Origin of the sequence: Streptosporangium sp. OZ121 (assembly GCF_051918885.1) — a bacterium.
Lineage (GTDB): Bacteria > Actinomycetota > Actinomycetes > Streptosporangiales > Streptosporangiaceae > Streptosporangium.
Window position 1 is genome coordinate 205,324 of sequence record NZ_JBPXMC010000012.1, and the last position, 16,081, is coordinate 221,404.

Below are 16,081 nucleotides of genomic sequence, written 5' to 3' on the forward strand. Positions count from 1 at the left end.
GAGAGGGTGACGGTCGTCGGGTCAGCGGTACTCGGGGTTGGCGGCGTCCGGCTGAACTCCTGCGTCCCAGGCAGTGCGCTGGTTGCCGTAGGCCGGGAATCCGCCGGCACGACGGATCATCGACGCGAGGTGGAGCAGGTTGTAGGTCATGAACGCGGTATTGCGGTTGGTGAAGTCGTTCTCCGGCCCGCCAGAACCCTCGTCGAGGTAGGACGGACCGGGACCGACCTCACCGAGCCAGCCCGCGTCGGCCTGCGGCGGGACGGTGAAGCCGATGTGCTGCAGGCTGTAGAGGATATTCATCGCGCAGTGCTTCAGGCCGTCCTCGTTGCCGGTGAGCAGGCAGCCACCGACCCGCCCGTAGTAGGCGTACTGGCCCTGCTCGTTGAGTACACCGGAGTAGCCGTAGAGCCGCTCGATCACCCGACGGGTCACCGAACTGTTGTCGCCGAGCCAGATCGGACCGGCGATGACCAGGATGTCGGCTGCCAGCACCCGGGTCAGCAACGCGGGCCATTCGTCGGTGTCCCACCCGTACTCGGTCATGTCCGGTCGCACGCCGGTGGCGATGTCGTGGTCGACGGCGCGAATCTGGTCCACGCTGACCCCGTTCGCCTCCATGATCGCCACACTCCGATCGACCACTCCTTGGGTGTGGCTCCGGGCGGGGGAACGGTTGAGGGTGCAGTTGATGTACAGCGCGCGCAGCCCGGTGAAGTCGGGCTTCTCGATCGTCGTCGCGGTCATGATGTCCTTCCTGGTCGCAAGTGATCAATAACATCGATGACCGCGAGCCGGACACCGTCGCCGGGGCCGGGGTTCGAGATCATCATCTCCGGATCGGCCGCCGAGCACGTGGACACCGCTTCCACACTCTCGCCGGCGGTCACAGCCGGGCACCTCCGGTGGGCACGCCACCCACGACAACCCCGCCGGAGGTTTCCCGGCCGTCGCCGGGATGACCGCGGCCACCGGAGGAAACTCGCGCGACCCGAGACAGCGGCTTCCCCGAACTTGCTGCCAGGGCATGGGCATGAGGCGGCATCTTCCCCAAGGTTGCCGGCAGGGCGGACTCCTTGATCGCGTTTCCGCCGAATGTGGCGGCGTTCCGGCGGCGCAGCCGGTCGAGGGTGTCAGCGCGCCGCTGGGCGGCGTCGGCGTCGAGCCTCCGGGTCGCGGGGCCGCAGAAGGTGTCCCTCGGCATCGTGCCGTCAACCAGGTACGCCGTGGTCACGTTCAGCGCGCACGCGTTGTCGCCGTACACGTAGACGCCGTGCCCGCTGCCGTCGACGCTGACCAGCCTGGAGCGCTTGGCGAACTTCTCCCGAAGCAGCTCGCCGCCTCGGTGCGGCGTGCCCGGGTCGCGCAGGTTCTGCACGATCAGCACATTGCGCGGCCCCTTGTCGTTGATCCGCACCGGCGGCTCAGACGGCTCGTGCGCCCAGTACGCACAGGGGGTGATGCTCGCGCTGGCCGCGCCGAACATCGGGTATCTCTTGCGGTCCTCGGCGACCGCGCGTCGGTAGGTGTTGACGTCCTCGGACCAGTTGACGTCGTTGCAGGTCACGGCGAGGTACGCCGATAAGAAGTTATCCCAGGGCAACAACTCCGGCGGCGTCGCGGCACGGTCGCCCGACCCGGTTACCGCCGCATCGTCGGCGCGGGGCAGCGACTGCCAGTACTGTGCCAGTGCCGGATAGTTGACCTTCCCGTAGAGCGCCGCGAAGGTGGTGAACCGGAAGACCGCCCCGGTGATGAAGCCCACCGGAGCCTCGTCCAGCCGCTCGGCGAGCCGGAAGTAGGTCCGGCGCACCTGCGCCGGGGTACGGCCCAGGCCGTAGGCGCCGTGCCTGGCCGCCGCCCACGCGGCGAAGTCCGGGAACGTCTGTTCCACACCCAGGCCGAACCGGCGCATCGCGGCATAGTCGAGGCGAGTGTCGCCGAGGTTGCTGTCGATCACGACGCGGTCGGTGGTGTCCGGGAACATCGACGCGTACGCGGCACCCAGGGCCGACCCGTACGACGCACCGAAGTAGCTGGCCTTCTCCTCGCCGAGCGCGGCACGGATCGCGTCCAGGTCACGGACCGTGTTCGCGGTCGTGATATGCCGCAGCCGACCCTCGGTGTCGTTGGCCGCACACCATTCGGCAGCCGCCTTCGCGGTCCTCGCCCGCTCGATAACCGCCGCGTCGTCGACCGCGTACGGCGGAACGTTGCTGAAATAGTCCAGCTCGCCGGTGAAGCCGCAGCTCACCGGCGCCGAACGCCCGACCCCACGAGGGTCCATGCCGATCAGGTCGTAGCGCTCCGACACGCTGCTCGGCAGGCCCAACCCGACCAGGTCCGCCGGCATCGTCAGCCCCGAGGCGCCCGGACCTCCCGGATTGAGCAGGAGGATGCCACGACGCTCGGCCGGCTTCGCACTGGCGATGCGCGACACCGCAATGTCGATCTTGACACCGTCTGGATCGCGGTAGTTCAACGGCACCGGCACCGTCGCGCACTGCAACGTCGGCGAGACAACCGCGACCTCCTCGGGGCACACGCCCCACTCCACCCGCGTCGCCGGACCACCGGCCTGCGCCGGTGCCGCCGCCAGGGACGCGGCGATCCCGGTGACGACGGTGACGGCCACGCTTCGACGCAACTTCATACCCCTGCCCTCGACTGTTGACGGCCGTTTCCTGACACTCCCGCAACGGTGAGGTCGGCTGCGAACCCACTCTCCTGCGGCCTCATCCCCATCCTGGGACGCAGCGCTGAGACGCAGCGCGTGCCGATCCGTAGGGCTCTGCCGAAGACGCGCACCGTGCCCGCCGACGCCGTCCGGCGGCCCTCGATGACCTCGAGAGTCGAGGTCTTGCCCGCTCCGTTGGTGGCGAGGAGTGAGTGGAGCTCCCGGCGCGCGACCTGAAACGAGAGCCCCTCGACGGCGTGGAACTCGCCGTAGGCAGCGTTCAGTTGGGCGACTTCGATGACTGGGCTGACGAGCATCGCGGATCCTTCCGTCTCGGCACAAGACTTCCGTCATTGGCCGCACCTTCGCGTCGGTACAACCCCCTTAGCTCCCAACCTCAGCGCACTGCGTCGCAAGCGAGCTGGTCGCTGTCGGTGGAGTAAGCCGGTTTGGGCGGCCTGTACGCGGTTGACCAGCGATGACAGCCGCGGGCTCGGGGCTTGTCTCGACCTGCGGTATCCGTTTCATCAACCGCTTCGCGTGGAGATCACGGCCTTGCCGTGGCGGCCGAGATCAGGAGAAATTGCGATTCCCATCGGTGACAACTACCTACTCCGGTCCTGTCGGGCCTCATCCCAGCCTTGGGCGGGAGCGAAACTGACCGACCTCCCGGGCCGGCGCGCAGAGCGCGTCGCCATCGAACACCTGCTCGCCCAGGCACAGGCCGGACGCAGTGGGGCAGTAGTGCTGCGTGGGGAAGCGGGCATCGGGAAGACCGCGATCCTGGAGTACACCCGTGACGTCGCGGCCGCGTCGGGGTTCCGGGTGGCGTACTCAGTCGGGGTGGAGCCTGAAAGGCAGTTCGCTTTCGCCGGCCTGCACCAGCTGTGAGGGCCGCTGCTGGACCACGCGGATCCGCTGCCCGAGCCGCAGCAGGCTGCCCTGCGCGTGGCGTTCGGTTCACGTGGCGGGGCGGCGCCGGACCGGTTCCTGGTCGGGCCGGCCACCCTCAACCTGCTGGCCGAGGTAGCCGAGGACAAGCCGCTGTTGTGCCTCGTCGACGATGCGCAGTGGCTGGACGAAGCTTCCGCGCAGCTGCTGGCGTTCGTGGCGCGTCGGGTGGCAGCCGAGCGGATGACGCTGGTGTTCGCGCTGCGCGACGCCAACGCGAGCGATGTTCACCCGTTCTCCGGATTGCCCGAACTGCGCCTCGACGGGCTCGGCGAGACCGACGCGCGGCAGTTGCTGGCCGGCGCCGCGCCCACGGCGCCCTGGCCGCCGCCACCGACCCGCAGACCGACCCAGACCGGCGTTGCAGGCATCCTTCCACGCCCGGCCGCCTCGGCCGTGGGCGATGGCTGCAGGAAGCGGCCGAGGCCGCCCAAGCCGCGCCCGCACCGCCGACGCCACCCCGGCCAGTCGATCTCCTGCTGTACGGACCGGCCACCAGGTTCACACAGGGTTTCGAGGCAAGTGTTGCTACCCTGCAGCAGGCCCTGGAGTCGTTATGCAACCACGACTCCCCCGCCGACAACGACAACCGCAGCTGGCTCTGGTTAGCCTGCCACATCGCGGCAATGCTGTGGGACGACGAGGCGATCTACGTCCTTGCCAGCCGCGATGTGAGGCTCGCCCGCGAAACCGGCGCGCTGGCCACGCTTCCGGCCGCGCTCAACGCCCTTGCCTCTGTGCTTGTGCTAACCGGCGAGACCGCCCGCGCCACCGAGTTGACTGCGGAGGAGCAGGCGATCACGCAGGTGACGGGGGGCCCACCGCTGCCCAACGCCAGACTCACCCTGGCTTCCTGGCGCGGCCAGCAGACCGAAACCTCGGAGCTGTACGAGGCCATGGTCAAAGAGGCGACGGGACGGGGTGAGGACGCAACGATCGGCCTGGCCCAGGTCGCTCTGGCAACGCTGTACAACGGTCTGGGCAACTACGACGAAGCGCTTGCCGCCGCAACGCCGCCGGTCGAGTATGACGAGTTGACATTCAGCAGTATCGCCCTGCCCGAGCTCATCGAGGCAGCCGTTCGCTCAGGCCAGCCCGAGCACGCCGCCACGGCGATGGAGCTACTCGGATCGCGAGCCCGCGCCAGCGGCACCCAGTGGGCACTCGGGTTGGCAGCTCGCTCACGAGCGCTGCCCGGGAGCGGCACGTGATCCGCGTAGTCTCCGCGACGGATCTGATAGTCGAGCGGGTTGAGGGCGGTCGCATCGACGGCACCGCCGCCACCGCCGCGACCAGCGCACCCCGACCACCATCGCGGTCCTGCCACGACGCCGCGAGGACCCACACCGTCACCAGCAGCCCCATCGTGTCGGTCACCACGAACCGCTTCCGGCCGTTATCTCGAGGCTTTCGGGAGTGTCATGTCCACGTCGGTGACCAACAGCATGCCGACCTCGGACAGGCGGGCGCCGGTGTTGGCGTACAACCGGACCAGCGCCTCGTCGCGCAGGCCGACGAACCCCTTGCCCCGACACGCCTGCAGCACCTTCGCCGTGTCCGCCTCCCCCAGCACCGGCACCAGCTTGGTCGGCGTCTTCGGCGGCCGCACCCGGTCCATCGGATTCCGGTCGGTGAACTGCTCGTCGCCCTGCAACCAGCGGAAGAACTGCTGCAGACACTTGTACTTGTTCAGCGCCGTGGACGCCGACCGGGTTTCCACCATCCACGCCTGGAACACCTCGACGTGCGCCTTCGTAACCACGCACGGGTCGTCGGCGCCGTCGGCTCCGGCTGCGTCACAACGGCCGGCCACGGCCGGACCTCAGGGCAGGATGACCTGCCCGCCTTCACCGATGGGCTCTTCGAGCTGGTGAAGTATCGGTTCAGTATTTCCGCCGAGACGGTGACCGTCGACGTGGCCACTACATCGTCCAGGCGGCCGGCCTGGAGCATGTCGCGGCGGGCCGCGTCCCGCCGCGATCTCAGCCGCGCGCGCGGATCAGCATGACCAGCCCGGCAATGAACGACCCGAGCAGGGCCGGCGACAGGACCGCGAGGCCGCCCCACACGAAGATTCCGAGATAGCCGAGCGCGGACGAACCGTACGCCGGGTCGGCGTCAGCCGCCGCGAACAGCCCCAGGCCGAGGACGACACCGGCCACCGTGAGCGCGATCGGCGTCCACAGGAGGGCGCGGGCCCACACGCGGTACCTCCGGCTGTGGACACGCCGGGCCGACGGCACGTTCGGCTGTGGGGGATAGCCGGCGAGTTCGCTCATGCCGCATTTGTACCAGCCCGCGTGGGCCCCGCCGTGGCGTGTAGAGGTTCGGCGTGTGGCGATCCAGGCAGCAAGGAGGAGAAGGTGTTCACGCGGGAGGACATCCGCGACCTTCTCGACAGCCGCCACCCCGGCGAGGAGATCGCCGACATCCTGACGAAGCACATGCACACGGGGGCGGCGAGTATTCCGTGGTGCAGGATACCCTCCACCGGCACACGATTCCCGGGCCGGCCCTTCGCCGAGATCCTGCTCACGCGGCCTCCGCGCTCCGAAACCACCGTCCGCGCCTCCCGCCGCATCACGGGCGCGCCGCCTGCCCGTCAGTCCTTCCTGCTGTCCCAGGGGTCGCCGATCCAGCCGTCGAAGGAGGGGATCAGGGCCACGAGGGCGGCTCCGAGCCGCCAGTCCAGCTCCGGTGCGTACAGACGTACCGTGTCCCCGGACGACTTGAACTCAAGCGGGACCTGTCCGCCGGAGCGCCACTTGATGCGGCGTGGGCCGCGCGGGAAGTCGCCGCCGCCGCCGAACAGGGCGGCCACGACGATGAGCGGCAGCAGGGGCGAGCAGAGCCACCACACGCACCACCAGAACAGCCAGCCCTTGTATCCCACCGCGTCGGGGCTGCCGGCGCGGCTCACCGTCCAGCGTGTGCGCAGTCCCTGGCTGAACGCCTTGTCGCGCGTGAACATACCGAGCGGTTCGCCGTGCGGGCCAAGCACCTTGAACTGTGCCCGCCCGCTGCCCGTGGAGACGGTGACCAGGGTGGCGACCCGCGCCTGGCGATGCTCGTCCGCCCACAGGACGAAGGAGCGGGCTCCGCTCTTCCGGGCCGCGAGGTAGGCGGATATGCCGTTGGGCAGCACCTCGCGTTCCACGTAAGCGACCGGCCGCGAAGTTCCCGGTCCGTCGGAGAAGCTGATCCGGCAGTCGAACTGCCCGCCAGGGGCGGTCCTCAGTCGCCGCAGTGCTTGCAAGGTCAGAGTGCTGGTCACCTGACGGGCTCCTTCGCGCGTGTTTGTGTCAAACGGTCAGCACGAAGGTACGCGTGCGCGGCCCCCGTTGTTCCCTTGATGAGGGTTTGATCCCCCGTTTGCTGTCTGGTTCGAGTTCAGGTGTATCGCCAGGTTGGGGTGCTTCTCCGGTGAGGCGGGCTCATGCCCAGATCTCCTGCTCGCAGTTGCGCGGGACCGCGTCATGGGCGGGTTGCGTCCATGGAAGTGGTGTACGAGTTCGGTGTCCCGGTCCCGGTCCCGATCACGGACCTCGGACGGATCATCGACCTGAACATACGCCGACGAGACCAGCTCGGGTGTCAGGGCTCATGGTCTGCGTGACAGATCGTCAGCCCTGACAGTCGGTCACAACAGCCAACCCGACGATCATCGACTGGGCATCGACACGAGTGATCATGCATTACGTAGGTTGGCGAAGTGCACATCTTCGACGATCCATCGGTCTCGCCACGAGTGCGGAACCTGCTCCTGACGTACGGCAAGCGGCTCACTGCCATCCCGACGGAGCAGATCAAAACCCTTGGCTGTGCGGTTGACCAAACCGGAACCCCGGTCCCGATACCGCCAAGCGTGGTCAAGGCAATGGTCGGCTTCGAAGAGCGATACGGCGGTCTCTTCTACGGCATGCCTGGAGAGAACGGCATGAACCACGGCCTTGAGGGTGAGACGAAGGCTCGCGAAACTCTCTACGGCTGGGCGTTCCCCGCGATCATCGACGGCGATTGGACGTGGGAGGTCGATGTCCTAGAAGACGGGCGGGTCGCCATGGCGCTGTCCCCACCTATTCGGTACCAGATCATCAACCGGTCAGTTGAACAGCGCCTTGAGAGCCACGCACTGCTCGCTGTCGCGCGATCGTGGCCGCATCGTGCCTTTGGGATGACAGTCGATACGAGCGAGATCCCTGTGATCGCGTCGGATGAGCTCCCGCCGGTCGTGCCGGAAGCCACCGGACCGGCCGATCTCTGGTGGTACGACGGCGAAACGGCGGTACATCTGCAGCTCAACTCCTGGTGGGAAGATCATGACACGTGGGTGCTGCGGTGCTTCGCCAAGCATCCCGAACCGCTCAACGAGATCCTGGCAACATCCAGACGTGCCGCCACCGGGCTGTCCACCATGGAACACGACTGGTGCGAACTATGTGGGCGGCGCGTCCGCCCCGAAGAGATCTGCCTCTGGCAACCGTCAACTGAAGCTTGACGGCTAAATCACAGCAGGAACAGGATGCGGCCGGTCGGTTCGGGATCGGGCTTGTCCTGGAGCTGTTCGGGATCGTGGATGTCGGGGTCGAATCCCTCGGGCACGCTGGTGAGATTCTCGCGGGCGTAGACGGTCTCGAAGCGTTCGGCGTCGGCCTTGACCTCGGTCATCTCCAAGGAGTCGGCCGGGAAGAAGAAAGGCTCAGGCTCCGCCGGCCACGGCAACCGCTACCTGGCCCGCGTGTTGGGCGAAGCCGCCGTCGGCGCCAGCAAGACCCCAACCTTCCTCGGGGAACGTTACCGACGCATCGCCCGGCGACGCGGCAAGCAACGAGCCGTCGTCGCCGTCGGCCGCTCCATCCTCACCATCGTCTGGCAGCTTCTCTCCCACCCCGACGCCCACTTCAGTCGCCACGATGGCGTGGATCGGCGCGGGGCGGCGGCGGCCGCCCGGCGGGCGGGTCCGGCGCTCGCGGTCTTGGGCGTCGCGGTGGCCGCGTCGCTCGCGGAGACGGCGCTGACCCTCGCCCTGGTCTCCTCCGGGTGATGGTTCGTCCAGGAGAAGCTGACCCTGCCGCTGCTGCTGCTCGGCACGCTGGCCGCCTGCGTCCTGTCCGCCCCCGGCTCGCCCGCGCCGTCCGCGCCGGCACCACAGCGCCCGGTCAGGACCCCGGCACCACCCCGTCCGTCCAGGAGATCGGTACCCCCGCCCGGCGGTGGCAGGCGCGCCGCCTTCGGCCCGGCGGTCGTGGTCCCGCTGCTCGGCACCGGGTACGCCGCCGTGGTCGGGCCGGTGACCGCGTTACGCGGGCCGGCCACGCCCGCGGCGGGCGGGGCCGTGCGCCGGTTCACGCTGACCGCGCGTACCGCGGCCGTCACCCTGTCATCGGGACGCCGCGTCGCCGCGTGGACGTTCGACGGCCAGGTGCCCGGGCCCGCGGTCACCGCCACCGAGGGCGACCTGGTCGAGGTCCGGCTGCGCAACGCCGACATCGGCCCCGGCGTGACCCTGCACTGGCACGGCTACGACGTGCCGTCGGGCGACGACGGCGTACCCGGGCTGACCCAGGACGCCATGCTCCCCGGCCACGAGTTCACCTACCGGTTCCGCGCCCTGCAGACCGGGAGGTACTGGTACCACACCCCCGAGGTGTCCGATCGCGGCGTGAAGATTGGGCTGTACGGGATGCTGGTGGTGAGCCCGCGGTCCCCCGGGAACGCGCCCGAGACCGACCTCGCCCTGCCCGTGCACACCTTCGGCGGCACCGCCGCCCTCGGCACGCGGGACCGGCGGTTCGACCGGCGGGTGGCGCCCGGCGCCGCGGTGCGGCTCCGGCTGGTCAACATCGACGACGCCCCGCACCGGCTCACACTGGCCGCACCTCGTTCCGGGTCGCCGCGATCGACGGCCGGGACCTGAACGCGCCGGGCGAGCTGAGCAGGACCGCGTTGCGGCTGCCCGCGGGCGAGCGCTACGACGTGGTGTTCGCGATGTCCCCGCGTGGCGCCGCCCTGCTGGTGGACGACCGGCGGGACGGCGGCCTGCGGCTCGTCCCCGAGGGCGGCGCGGCGCCCGCGACCGCCGAGGACGGGTCGGGGTGGCCCGAGTTCGACCCGCTGCGGTACGGCGCCCCGGCCGCCACGGCCTTCGGCGCGGCGAGCCGCTTCGACCGGGCCTTCACCATGGTGCTCGACCAGGGGCCGGCCCTGGTGGGGGGCGTCCCCGCATACGCTCAGACGGTCGGCGGCCGCGCCTTCCCCGCCTTCCCCGCCATCCCCGCGCAGCTCGTCCGGGAGGGCGACCTCATACGCGTCACGGTCGTGAACCGGGGGCGGGACACCCCTCCCTGGCACCCGCACGGTCACACGGTCCTGGTGCTGGCGCGCGACGGGACGGCCCCGTCCGGCAGCCCGCTGTGGCTGGACACCTTCGACGTGCGGCCCGGCGAGGTGTGGGAGGTGGCGTTTCGCGCGGCCAATCCCTGCGTGTGGATGAACCACTGCCACAACCTCGCGCACGCCGACCAGGGGATGGCCCCGCATCTGCGGTACAAGGGCGTGACATCCCCTTCCACGGCGGGCACGGCGGCCGGCACCGCGTGGAAGTTTCACGGCGGGGCGGGGCGTCCCGCCACCGGGCGGAGGTGGTCTTCGCAGGAGACGAGCGGGGACGGGCCGGCACGGAAGGATCATGCCGCGGGCAACCGGTTGCCCGGATTTTGCGCCTATATAAGGATTCTCGCGTGACTGATCGCGCGCCCGCCGGACCGGTGGAGATCACGGAGCCGGAACCGGCCGACGCGGAACCCGGCGCACGTCCCGGCGAGACTTCCAGCGAGACGACCGGCGAGTCAACCGGTGAGGTGGCCGGGCAGCGGTGGGTGCCCAGGTTCCTGACCGACCCCGGCGACCGGCTGGCCCTGCTCCTCTGGGCGCTGTCGCACGTCGGTGTGCTGATCTACGCCTACCTGGCCGGCCCTGGCCGGACCACCGACCCGTTCCTCAACCGGTTCACCCGCTGGGACGCCGAGAACTTCATCGCCATCGCCCAGTTCGGCTACGACGGCCCCCCGGGCATGCAGGACGCCGGGAAGCTGCCGGCGTTCTTCCCCGGCATGGCGATACTGATCAAGGTGATGCGGCCGGTCGTCGAGGACGGCCGGCTGGCCACGATGATCATCTCGCTGGTGGCCAGCGCGGTGCTCGCGGTGGCGCTGTCGCGGCTCGCCGAGACGTACGCGGCGGGCAGCGGCCGGTACGCGGTGGCGGCGCTGTTCCTCAGCCCGTTCGCCGTGTTCCTGTACTCCGGCTACTCGGAGGCGCTGTTCCTCGCCCTGGCCGTCTCGGCGTGGCTGCTCGCCAGGAACGGCCGCTGGGAGGACGCCGCGCTGTGCGCCACCGGGGCCGCCACGGTGCGCATCTCCGGCCTGTTCCTGGCCTTCGGGCTGCTCGTCATGTTCCTGGTGGCGGAGAACGGCCGCAAACGCCCGGGCGGGTGGCGCCTGCTGCCCTGGCTCGCGCTCCCCGGTGTGCCGCTCGTGCTGTACAGCGTCTACCAGTGGACCCGCACCGGCGACTGGCTGGCCTACAACTCGGTGCAGGACCGGTTCTGGGGCCGGCACGCCGTCTGGCCGTGGGAGGCGCTCGCCAACACCTGGAGCATGTCCGACGACGTCGCCTCGCTCACCACGTCCTACTACGAGGAGATCATCTCGGCCGCGGTGCTGCTGGTGCTGGCCGGCTGCCTCGCGGTACGGCGCAAGTGGCCGGAGTTCGCGTACATCGCCCCCCAGGTGCTGTCCTTCCTCACCCTGTCGTCGTTCTACATGTCGATCGGCCGGGGGTCGCTGACCTGGTTCCCCCTGTGGATCGCCATCGGCGTCGCGGGGGTGCGAAGACCCTGGGTGTGGCTGGTGAGCATGGCCATAATGATCCCGGTCATGGCGATCAACACCGGGAACTTCACCACCGGCGCGTGGATCGGCTGACACCGCCCGCGCCCGGCACTCCGCCCGCGTCCGGCGGTCCACCGGCGGGCGTCAGGGCGGGAGCGGGGCGGCGGGTGCCGTCAGGGCCAGGAGGGGTCCTGCTCGGGGTCGCCACCGTCGGACAGCAGCCGGAAGTCCACCTCGACCATCATGGCGACGAGCTCCTCGAACCCAACCGTCGGTGGAGTTGGAGTTGGCCCGGTTTGGTGGACACCTGATCTCTGGGGAACCCTGGTTCCCGGAAGAAGGAGTCTGCTGTGCCGAACAACCATCCGCCGGAGTTTCGCCGGCAGATGGTGGAGCTGGTGCGTGCCGGACGGTCGCCGGAGGAACTGGCTCGGGAGTTCGAGCCCTCCGCCCAGTCGATCCGTACCTGGGTGCGCCAGGCCGATCTGGATGACGGCCGTCGCGCCGACGGCCTGACCAGTGCCGAAAAAGACGAGCTGGCCCGGCTGCGCCGCGAGGTCAAGCTGCTGCGCGAGGAGAAGGAGATCTTGCGTAAGGCCGCGGTTTTCTTCGCGCGGGGGATGGATCGGCCGAGACGAGATTTCGGCTGATCGATGCGGAGAAGGACCACCACAAGGTCTCCCTGCTGGCCCGGGTGCTGGGTGTGTCGCGCCAGGGTTACTACGCCTGGGCCGGGCGTGGTCCGTCGGCTCGCGCCCGTCGCGACACGGAGCTGACCGAGAAGATCCGCGCTCACCATCAGGCCTCCGACGAGATTTACGGGGCGCCGCGTATCCACGCTGACCTGCGCCAGATCGACGGCATCGGCATCGGGCGCAAGCGAGTGGCCCGGCTGATGCGCGCGGCCGGATTGACTGGGGTATCTCGGCGTCGGGCTGTCGCACGACGATCACGGATCGGAAGGCAGCCGCGGCCTCGGACCTGGTGAGGCGGAAGTTCGAAGCCGACGAGCCGAACCGGTTGTGGACTGCCGACATCACATACGTGCCGACCTGGCAGGGCTTCCTCTACCTCGCGGTCGTCTTGGACGTCTTCTCCCGGCGGATCGTCGGCTGGGCGATGGCCGAGCACATGCGCACCGAACTGGTCACCGACGCCCTGGCGATGGCGATCGCTCAGCGCCGCCCCGATGCCGGGGTCATTCATCACAGCGACAAGGGCGGTCAATATACCTCGCTCGCCTTCGGCCAACGCTGTGAGCAGGCCGGCGTGCGCCCCTCGACCGACCGCACCGGCACCTGCTTCGACAACGCCATCACCGAGAGCTTCTTCGCCTCGCTGGAATGCGAATTGATCGACCGGCGGACCTTCCACACCAGGTCAGAGGCCGAGCGTGCGATCTTCGCCTACATCGAGGGGTTCTACAACCCACGCCGTCGCCACTCCGCCAACGGCCAGCTCAGCCCCGCCGAATACCTCCCCTGGACTCCCACAACGTACGGCGGGCGTTCCGGAAGATCGTGAAGGACGCCGGACTGCCCGCCAAGGACTGGACACCTCGGGAGATGCGGCACAGCTTCGTCTCGCTGCTGTCCGACTCCGGCGTACCCCTGGAGGACATCGCGCGGCTCGTCGGCCACCGCGGGACCGCCGTGACGGGGGCCGGTCTACCGGAAGCGGATCCGCCCGGTCCTGCTCGGCGGGGCGGAGGCGATGGACCGGATCTTCACGTGACGGGAGCCATAGTCACTCAGTTAGCCACCCAGAACGAAGAAAGGGTGCCTCCCTTTCGGGTGACACCCTTGCCGACCAGCTAAAACCTGGTCGGGACGACAGGATTTGAACCTGCGACCCCTTGACCCCCAGTCAAGTGCGCTACCAAGCTGCGCTACGTCCCGGTTGTCCGGCGCCCTCTCGGGCGGGACGTCATAACCTTAGCGCAGATCGAGGGGGCTTCGCACACGGCGACGCCCGCGAGGGCAGGCGATCGCGCGAAAGGCGAGGGCACGTGGGGCGTAAGGCGTTGATCGACCAGGAGGAGCTGCGGCGACTGGCCGGGCAGGGGCTGTCGAACGCGGAGCTGGCCGCGCGGTTCGGGGTGAGCGAGTCCGGGATCTTGCAGGCGAAGCGGGCGGCCGGGCTCTCGAAGCCGATGCTCGATCACTCGCGGGCCATCCCGTGGAAGCTGGACCGGGCGCACAACCAGTCCGGGCCCGCGACGAACCTGCGCAATCTCTCGTCCGTGGCGCAGGGGCGGGCGATTCCCGCCGAGAAGCTGAACACGGCGCTGCGCTGGGCCGGGCGGCTGGTCGCCTCCGGCATGGACATCTCGTACGAGGCCGGCAGGGGGTTCCTCGAGGTTCCCGCCTCTCCCGGGGAGTGGCTGGTCGAAAGGATGGTGAACGAGGCCCGGAAGGCGATCGACGCCGCCGGAGGCTCCGGCGGCGTCGAGGATCACGTGAAGGAGTGAGCGCGAGCGCGGGGACCGTGATCGAAGGCTCAACAAAAGATCAGTAGCTACCCGAAAAATCTCGGTAAAACATTAAATCCAGACCGAGTAGTGGCACGCCGCAGATGTCGGTAACCGGTTTCGAGCCTTGACCCTAGGGCAGCGCACGGGTACAAGCGCCTACACAACCGGAGGCAGACATGTCCACCGTGATCTGGGTGGCCGTCGTCGTGGTCGCGGTGGTGGCGATCGTCGCAGTCGGCTATTTCGTGCTGCAGCAGCAGCGCCGGCACCGGCTTCGCGACCGCTTCGGCCCCGAATACGAACGTATCGTTCAGGAGCGCGAGAACAGGCGCGACGCCGAGCAGGAACTCATCGCTCGCGAGCAGCGCTTCAGCTCCCTCGACATCCGCGCCCTGGACGCCGGGACGCGCGAGATCTACACGAAGAAGTGGATGGAGGTCCAGGAGCGTTTCGTGGACGCTCCCGGCTTCGCGGTGACGGAGGCCGACCACCTGGTCACCTCCGTGATGGCGGAGCGCGGCTACCCGACCGAGGACTTCGAGCAGCGGCTCTCCGACCTGTCGGTCGCGCACGGCCGCACTCTCGACCACTACCGGCAGGCTCACGAGATCAGCACCCGGGCCGCCCACAAGGAGGCCTCCACCGAGGAACTCCGGCAGGCCATGGTTCACTACCGCGCCCTGTTCGAGGAACTGCTCGATGCCCCCGGCAGCTCGGCCGACGGCGGCCGGGGTTCCCGGCGGGCCGAGGCCGTCGACGGGGACTCCGGGCGGACGGGTTCCACGGTTTCCACCGATCGGGACGTCCCGGAGGCTAATTCCCCCGAGCCCGAGACCACCGACGACGCCGGGCGAGCCTCCCGACGCGACACCCAAGGACGGTGAACCGAGATGAACGACCGATTGAACCCCGATAAGGACCAGCTGGTCCACAAGGCGGACGAGAACGACGACCGGGCGGCCCGCAAGTTCGACGAGGACGATCTGAACGCGCCGCGGCACGGTCAGGACGTGACCCCCGAGTTCCAGGAGCCGCGCCGCGGTGACGCCGACCGCACGGACACCGCGCCCGTCGACCCGGACACCGGTACACGCGACCCGCTGATCGGTGACCGCGACGACGTCCTCGTCGTCGAATCGAGCGACGACCGGCGCGTCACCACCGGTTCGGACGCCCCACTCGACGACGACCGGCGCGGCGTGCCGGGTGATCTCAACGACGACGGCAGGAACGACAGCCCGTTCGCCCACGCCCAGCCCTCCGCCGCGACCCCGGGCACGCCGGTGGCCGGCACCGCCGCGCACGACGCCACGGTGCCCGGCACGGGCTCCCCGGTGACCCCCGGTTTCCCCGAGAACACCGCGGATCGGCCGGACGACGTGCTCGACGAGGACACGGGCTTCACCCCCACGGAGACCGGGCAGACGCCCGCCGCCACCGCGCCCGCCACTGCCGGCGCCCTGTTCGATCAGGACGCCGACGACGTACGGCGGCGCTGGCAGGAGGTCCAGGCCGGTTTCGTGGACGACCCGCGTGACGCGGTGGAACGGGCCGACTCCCTGCTCGACGAGGTCACGAGTTCCCTGCGGAACGCGCTGGAGACCCGGGCAACCGAGCTCCAGGGGCGCTGGAAGAACACCGAGAAGAACGACACCGAAGACCTCCGGACCGCTCTGCGCGACTACCGGGCGACTCTGGAACAGCTCCTGAACATCTCCGCTGGAACGAGGTAACCATGCTCGCAATCGCCGCCGCCGTCGTGTTCGGCCTTGGATTCCTGCTTGACCTGATCAACACCAGGCTCGGCCCGCTCACCGGGACCGGCTTCCTGCTGCTCGGACTTCTGCTGCTCGCACTGCACCAGGCCGGGATCGGCTCGGCCGGCCCGCGGACCACCACCGGTGGCGGGGGCGGCTGGCGCCGTAGGCGCTAGGCCTTCCGGAGGCGGCCCCGCACCGGGGAGTTCCGCCTCGGGGATGGTCGTCGAAACGGGAAGGGCTCCGTCCACACGGACGCTGTTGGTTAATTCCGCCCCGTTGGATCTCATCCAACGGGGCGGAGGGCTGCGAAGGGTGAGGTTCGGGTGCG

Annotated in this window: 20 protein-coding genes, 1 tRNA gene and 2 pseudogenes; 13 read left to right on the forward strand and 10 right to left on the reverse strand. The window is 69.3% G+C overall.

Going from position 1 to position 16,081, the window contains the following annotated elements:
• Positions 1 to 21 precede the first annotated feature (21 nt).
• The 3 genes from ACTOQ1_RS22735 to ACTOQ1_RS22745 form a co-directional block, all read right to left on the reverse strand.
• Complete coding sequence (locus tag ACTOQ1_RS22735) at positions 22 to 747, reverse strand: flavodoxin family protein (protein WP_440070029.1); 726 nt, start codon at positions 745 to 747, stop codon at positions 22 to 24.
• A gap of 139 nt (positions 748 to 886) precedes the next feature.
• Positions 887 to 2,635, reverse strand: a complete 1,749-nt coding sequence (locus ACTOQ1_RS22740; RefSeq protein ID WP_440070030.1) for an alpha/beta hydrolase — start codon at positions 2,633 to 2,635, stop codon at positions 887 to 889.
• A 14-nt stretch (positions 2,636 to 2,649) separates the two neighbouring features.
• On the reverse strand, positions 2,650 to 2,994 hold the full coding sequence (locus ACTOQ1_RS22745) for an ATP-binding cassette domain-containing protein (RefSeq protein ID WP_440070031.1): 345 nt from the start codon (positions 2,992 to 2,994) through the stop codon (positions 2,650 to 2,652).
• Between ACTOQ1_RS22745 and ACTOQ1_RS22750 the strand changes: the two genes are divergently transcribed.
• Entirely contained in the window at positions 2,975 to 3,568 is a 594-nt protein-coding gene (locus tag ACTOQ1_RS22750) for an ATP-binding protein (RefSeq protein WP_440070032.1), read from the forward strand. The two genes, ACTOQ1_RS22745 and ACTOQ1_RS22750, sit on opposite strands and share 20 nt — an antisense overlap.
• A 69-nt stretch (positions 3,569 to 3,637) precedes the next feature.
• Here the strand turns inward: ACTOQ1_RS22750 and ACTOQ1_RS22755 are convergent, their stop codons facing one another.
• The gene (locus ACTOQ1_RS22755) at positions 3,638 to 3,859 is read right to left on the reverse strand and encodes a hypothetical protein (RefSeq protein ID WP_440070033.1); all 222 of its coding nucleotides are present in this window, start codon (positions 3,857 to 3,859) and stop codon (positions 3,638 to 3,640) included.
• A gap of 395 nt (positions 3,860 to 4,254) precedes the next feature.
• On the opposite strand from ACTOQ1_RS22755, the gene ACTOQ1_RS22760 reads away from it, so the two are divergent.
• Entirely contained in the window at positions 4,255 to 4,839 is a 585-nt protein-coding gene (locus ACTOQ1_RS22760) for a hypothetical protein (RefSeq protein ID WP_440070034.1), read from the forward strand.
• A gap of 79 nt (positions 4,840 to 4,918) precedes the next feature.
• On the opposite strand, the pseudogene ACTOQ1_RS22765 reads toward ACTOQ1_RS22760, so the two are convergent.
• The 4 genes and pseudogenes from ACTOQ1_RS22765 to ACTOQ1_RS22780 form a co-directional block, all read right to left on the reverse strand.
• Positions 4,919 to 5,026: pseudogene (locus ACTOQ1_RS22765) on the reverse strand (IS5-like element ISFal3A family transposase); the annotation flags it as partial.
• A complete protein-coding gene (locus ACTOQ1_RS22770) occupies positions 5,025 to 5,390 on the reverse strand; it encodes a tyrosine-type recombinase/integrase (RefSeq protein ID WP_440070035.1) in 366 nt (121 codons plus the stop codon). The gene ACTOQ1_RS22770 and the pseudogene ACTOQ1_RS22765, both read right to left, overlap by 2 nt.
• 220 nt (positions 5,391 to 5,610) lie before the next feature.
• Complete coding sequence (locus ACTOQ1_RS22775) at positions 5,611 to 5,907, reverse strand: hypothetical protein (RefSeq protein WP_440070036.1); 297 nt, start codon at positions 5,905 to 5,907, stop codon at positions 5,611 to 5,613.
• A 323-nt stretch (positions 5,908 to 6,230) separates the two neighbouring features.
• Positions 6,231 to 6,902 (reverse strand): hypothetical protein, encoded by a 672-nt coding sequence (locus ACTOQ1_RS22780; protein ID WP_440070037.1) that lies wholly within the window; start codon positions 6,900 to 6,902, stop codon positions 6,231 to 6,233.
• Positions 6,903 to 7,340: 438 nt separating this feature from the next.
• On the opposite strand from ACTOQ1_RS22780, the gene ACTOQ1_RS22785 reads away from it, so the two are divergent.
• Positions 7,341 to 8,126 (forward strand): hypothetical protein, encoded by a 786-nt coding sequence (locus ACTOQ1_RS22785; protein ID WP_440070038.1) that lies wholly within the window; start codon positions 7,341 to 7,343, stop codon positions 8,124 to 8,126.
• An 8-nt stretch (positions 8,127 to 8,134) separates the two neighbouring features.
• Here ACTOQ1_RS22785 and ACTOQ1_RS22790 read toward each other — a convergent pair whose 3' ends face one another.
• On the reverse strand, positions 8,135 to 8,296 hold the full coding sequence (locus ACTOQ1_RS22790) for a hypothetical protein (RefSeq protein WP_440070039.1): 162 nt from the start codon (positions 8,294 to 8,296) through the stop codon (positions 8,135 to 8,137).
• Between ACTOQ1_RS22790 and ACTOQ1_RS22795 the strand changes: the two genes are divergently transcribed.
• The 6 genes and pseudogenes from ACTOQ1_RS22795 to ACTOQ1_RS22820 all read left to right on the forward strand — a co-directional run bounded on the left by ACTOQ1_RS22795 (position 8,283) and on the right by ACTOQ1_RS22820 (position 13,337).
• On the forward strand, positions 8,283 to 8,672 hold the full coding sequence (locus ACTOQ1_RS22795; RefSeq protein ID WP_440070040.1) for a hypothetical protein: 390 nt from the start codon (positions 8,283 to 8,285) through the stop codon (positions 8,670 to 8,672). The two genes, ACTOQ1_RS22790 and ACTOQ1_RS22795, sit on opposite strands and share 14 nt — an antisense overlap.
• Positions 8,673 to 8,873: 201 nt before the next feature.
• A complete protein-coding gene (locus ACTOQ1_RS22800; protein WP_440070041.1) occupies positions 8,874 to 9,545 on the forward strand; it encodes a multicopper oxidase domain-containing protein in 672 nt (223 codons plus the stop codon).
• Between the two features lie 29 nt (positions 9,546 to 9,574).
• A complete protein-coding gene (locus tag ACTOQ1_RS22805; protein WP_440070042.1) occupies positions 9,575 to 10,372 on the forward strand; it encodes a multicopper oxidase domain-containing protein in 798 nt (265 codons plus the stop codon).
• Positions 10,369 to 11,613, forward strand: coding sequence for a mannosyltransferase family protein (locus tag ACTOQ1_RS22810; protein WP_440070043.1), 1,245 nt, complete (start codon positions 10,369 to 10,371; stop codon positions 11,611 to 11,613). Before ACTOQ1_RS22805 ends, ACTOQ1_RS22810 begins: the two co-directional genes overlap by 4 nt.
• Positions 11,614 to 11,906: 293 nt before the next feature.
• Positions 11,907 to 13,044 (forward strand): annotated as a pseudogene (locus tag ACTOQ1_RS22815) (IS3 family transposase).
• Complete coding sequence (locus ACTOQ1_RS22820; RefSeq protein WP_440070044.1) at positions 13,041 to 13,337, forward strand: hypothetical protein; 297 nt, start codon at positions 13,041 to 13,043, stop codon at positions 13,335 to 13,337. The pseudogene ACTOQ1_RS22815 and the gene ACTOQ1_RS22820 overlap by 4 nt, the downstream one beginning before the upstream one ends.
• 4 nt (positions 13,338 to 13,341) lie before the next feature.
• Here the strand turns inward: ACTOQ1_RS22820 and ACTOQ1_RS22825 are convergent.
• Positions 13,342 to 13,418: transfer RNA gene (locus tag ACTOQ1_RS22825), tRNA-Pro, on the reverse strand.
• Between the two features lie 110 nt (positions 13,419 to 13,528).
• Between ACTOQ1_RS22825 and ACTOQ1_RS22830 the strand changes: the two genes are divergently transcribed.
• The 4 genes from ACTOQ1_RS22830 (at position 13,529) to ACTOQ1_RS22845 (ending at position 15,926) form a co-directional block, all read left to right on the forward strand.
• Complete coding sequence (locus ACTOQ1_RS22830; RefSeq protein ID WP_440070045.1) at positions 13,529 to 13,990, forward strand: hypothetical protein; 462 nt, start codon at positions 13,529 to 13,531, stop codon at positions 13,988 to 13,990.
• A gap of 179 nt (positions 13,991 to 14,169) precedes the next feature.
• Complete coding sequence (locus ACTOQ1_RS22835; RefSeq protein WP_440070046.1) at positions 14,170 to 14,877, forward strand: hypothetical protein; 708 nt, start codon at positions 14,170 to 14,172, stop codon at positions 14,875 to 14,877.
• Positions 14,878 to 14,883: 6 nt separating this feature from the next.
• Positions 14,884 to 15,726 (forward strand): hypothetical protein, encoded by an 843-nt coding sequence (locus tag ACTOQ1_RS22840; RefSeq protein ID WP_440070047.1) that lies wholly within the window; start codon positions 14,884 to 14,886, stop codon positions 15,724 to 15,726.
• 2 nt (positions 15,727 to 15,728) lie between these two features.
• Positions 15,729 to 15,926, forward strand: a complete 198-nt coding sequence (locus tag ACTOQ1_RS22845) for a hypothetical protein (RefSeq protein WP_350967358.1) — start codon at positions 15,729 to 15,731, stop codon at positions 15,924 to 15,926.
• Positions 15,927 to 16,081 lie beyond the last annotated feature (155 nt).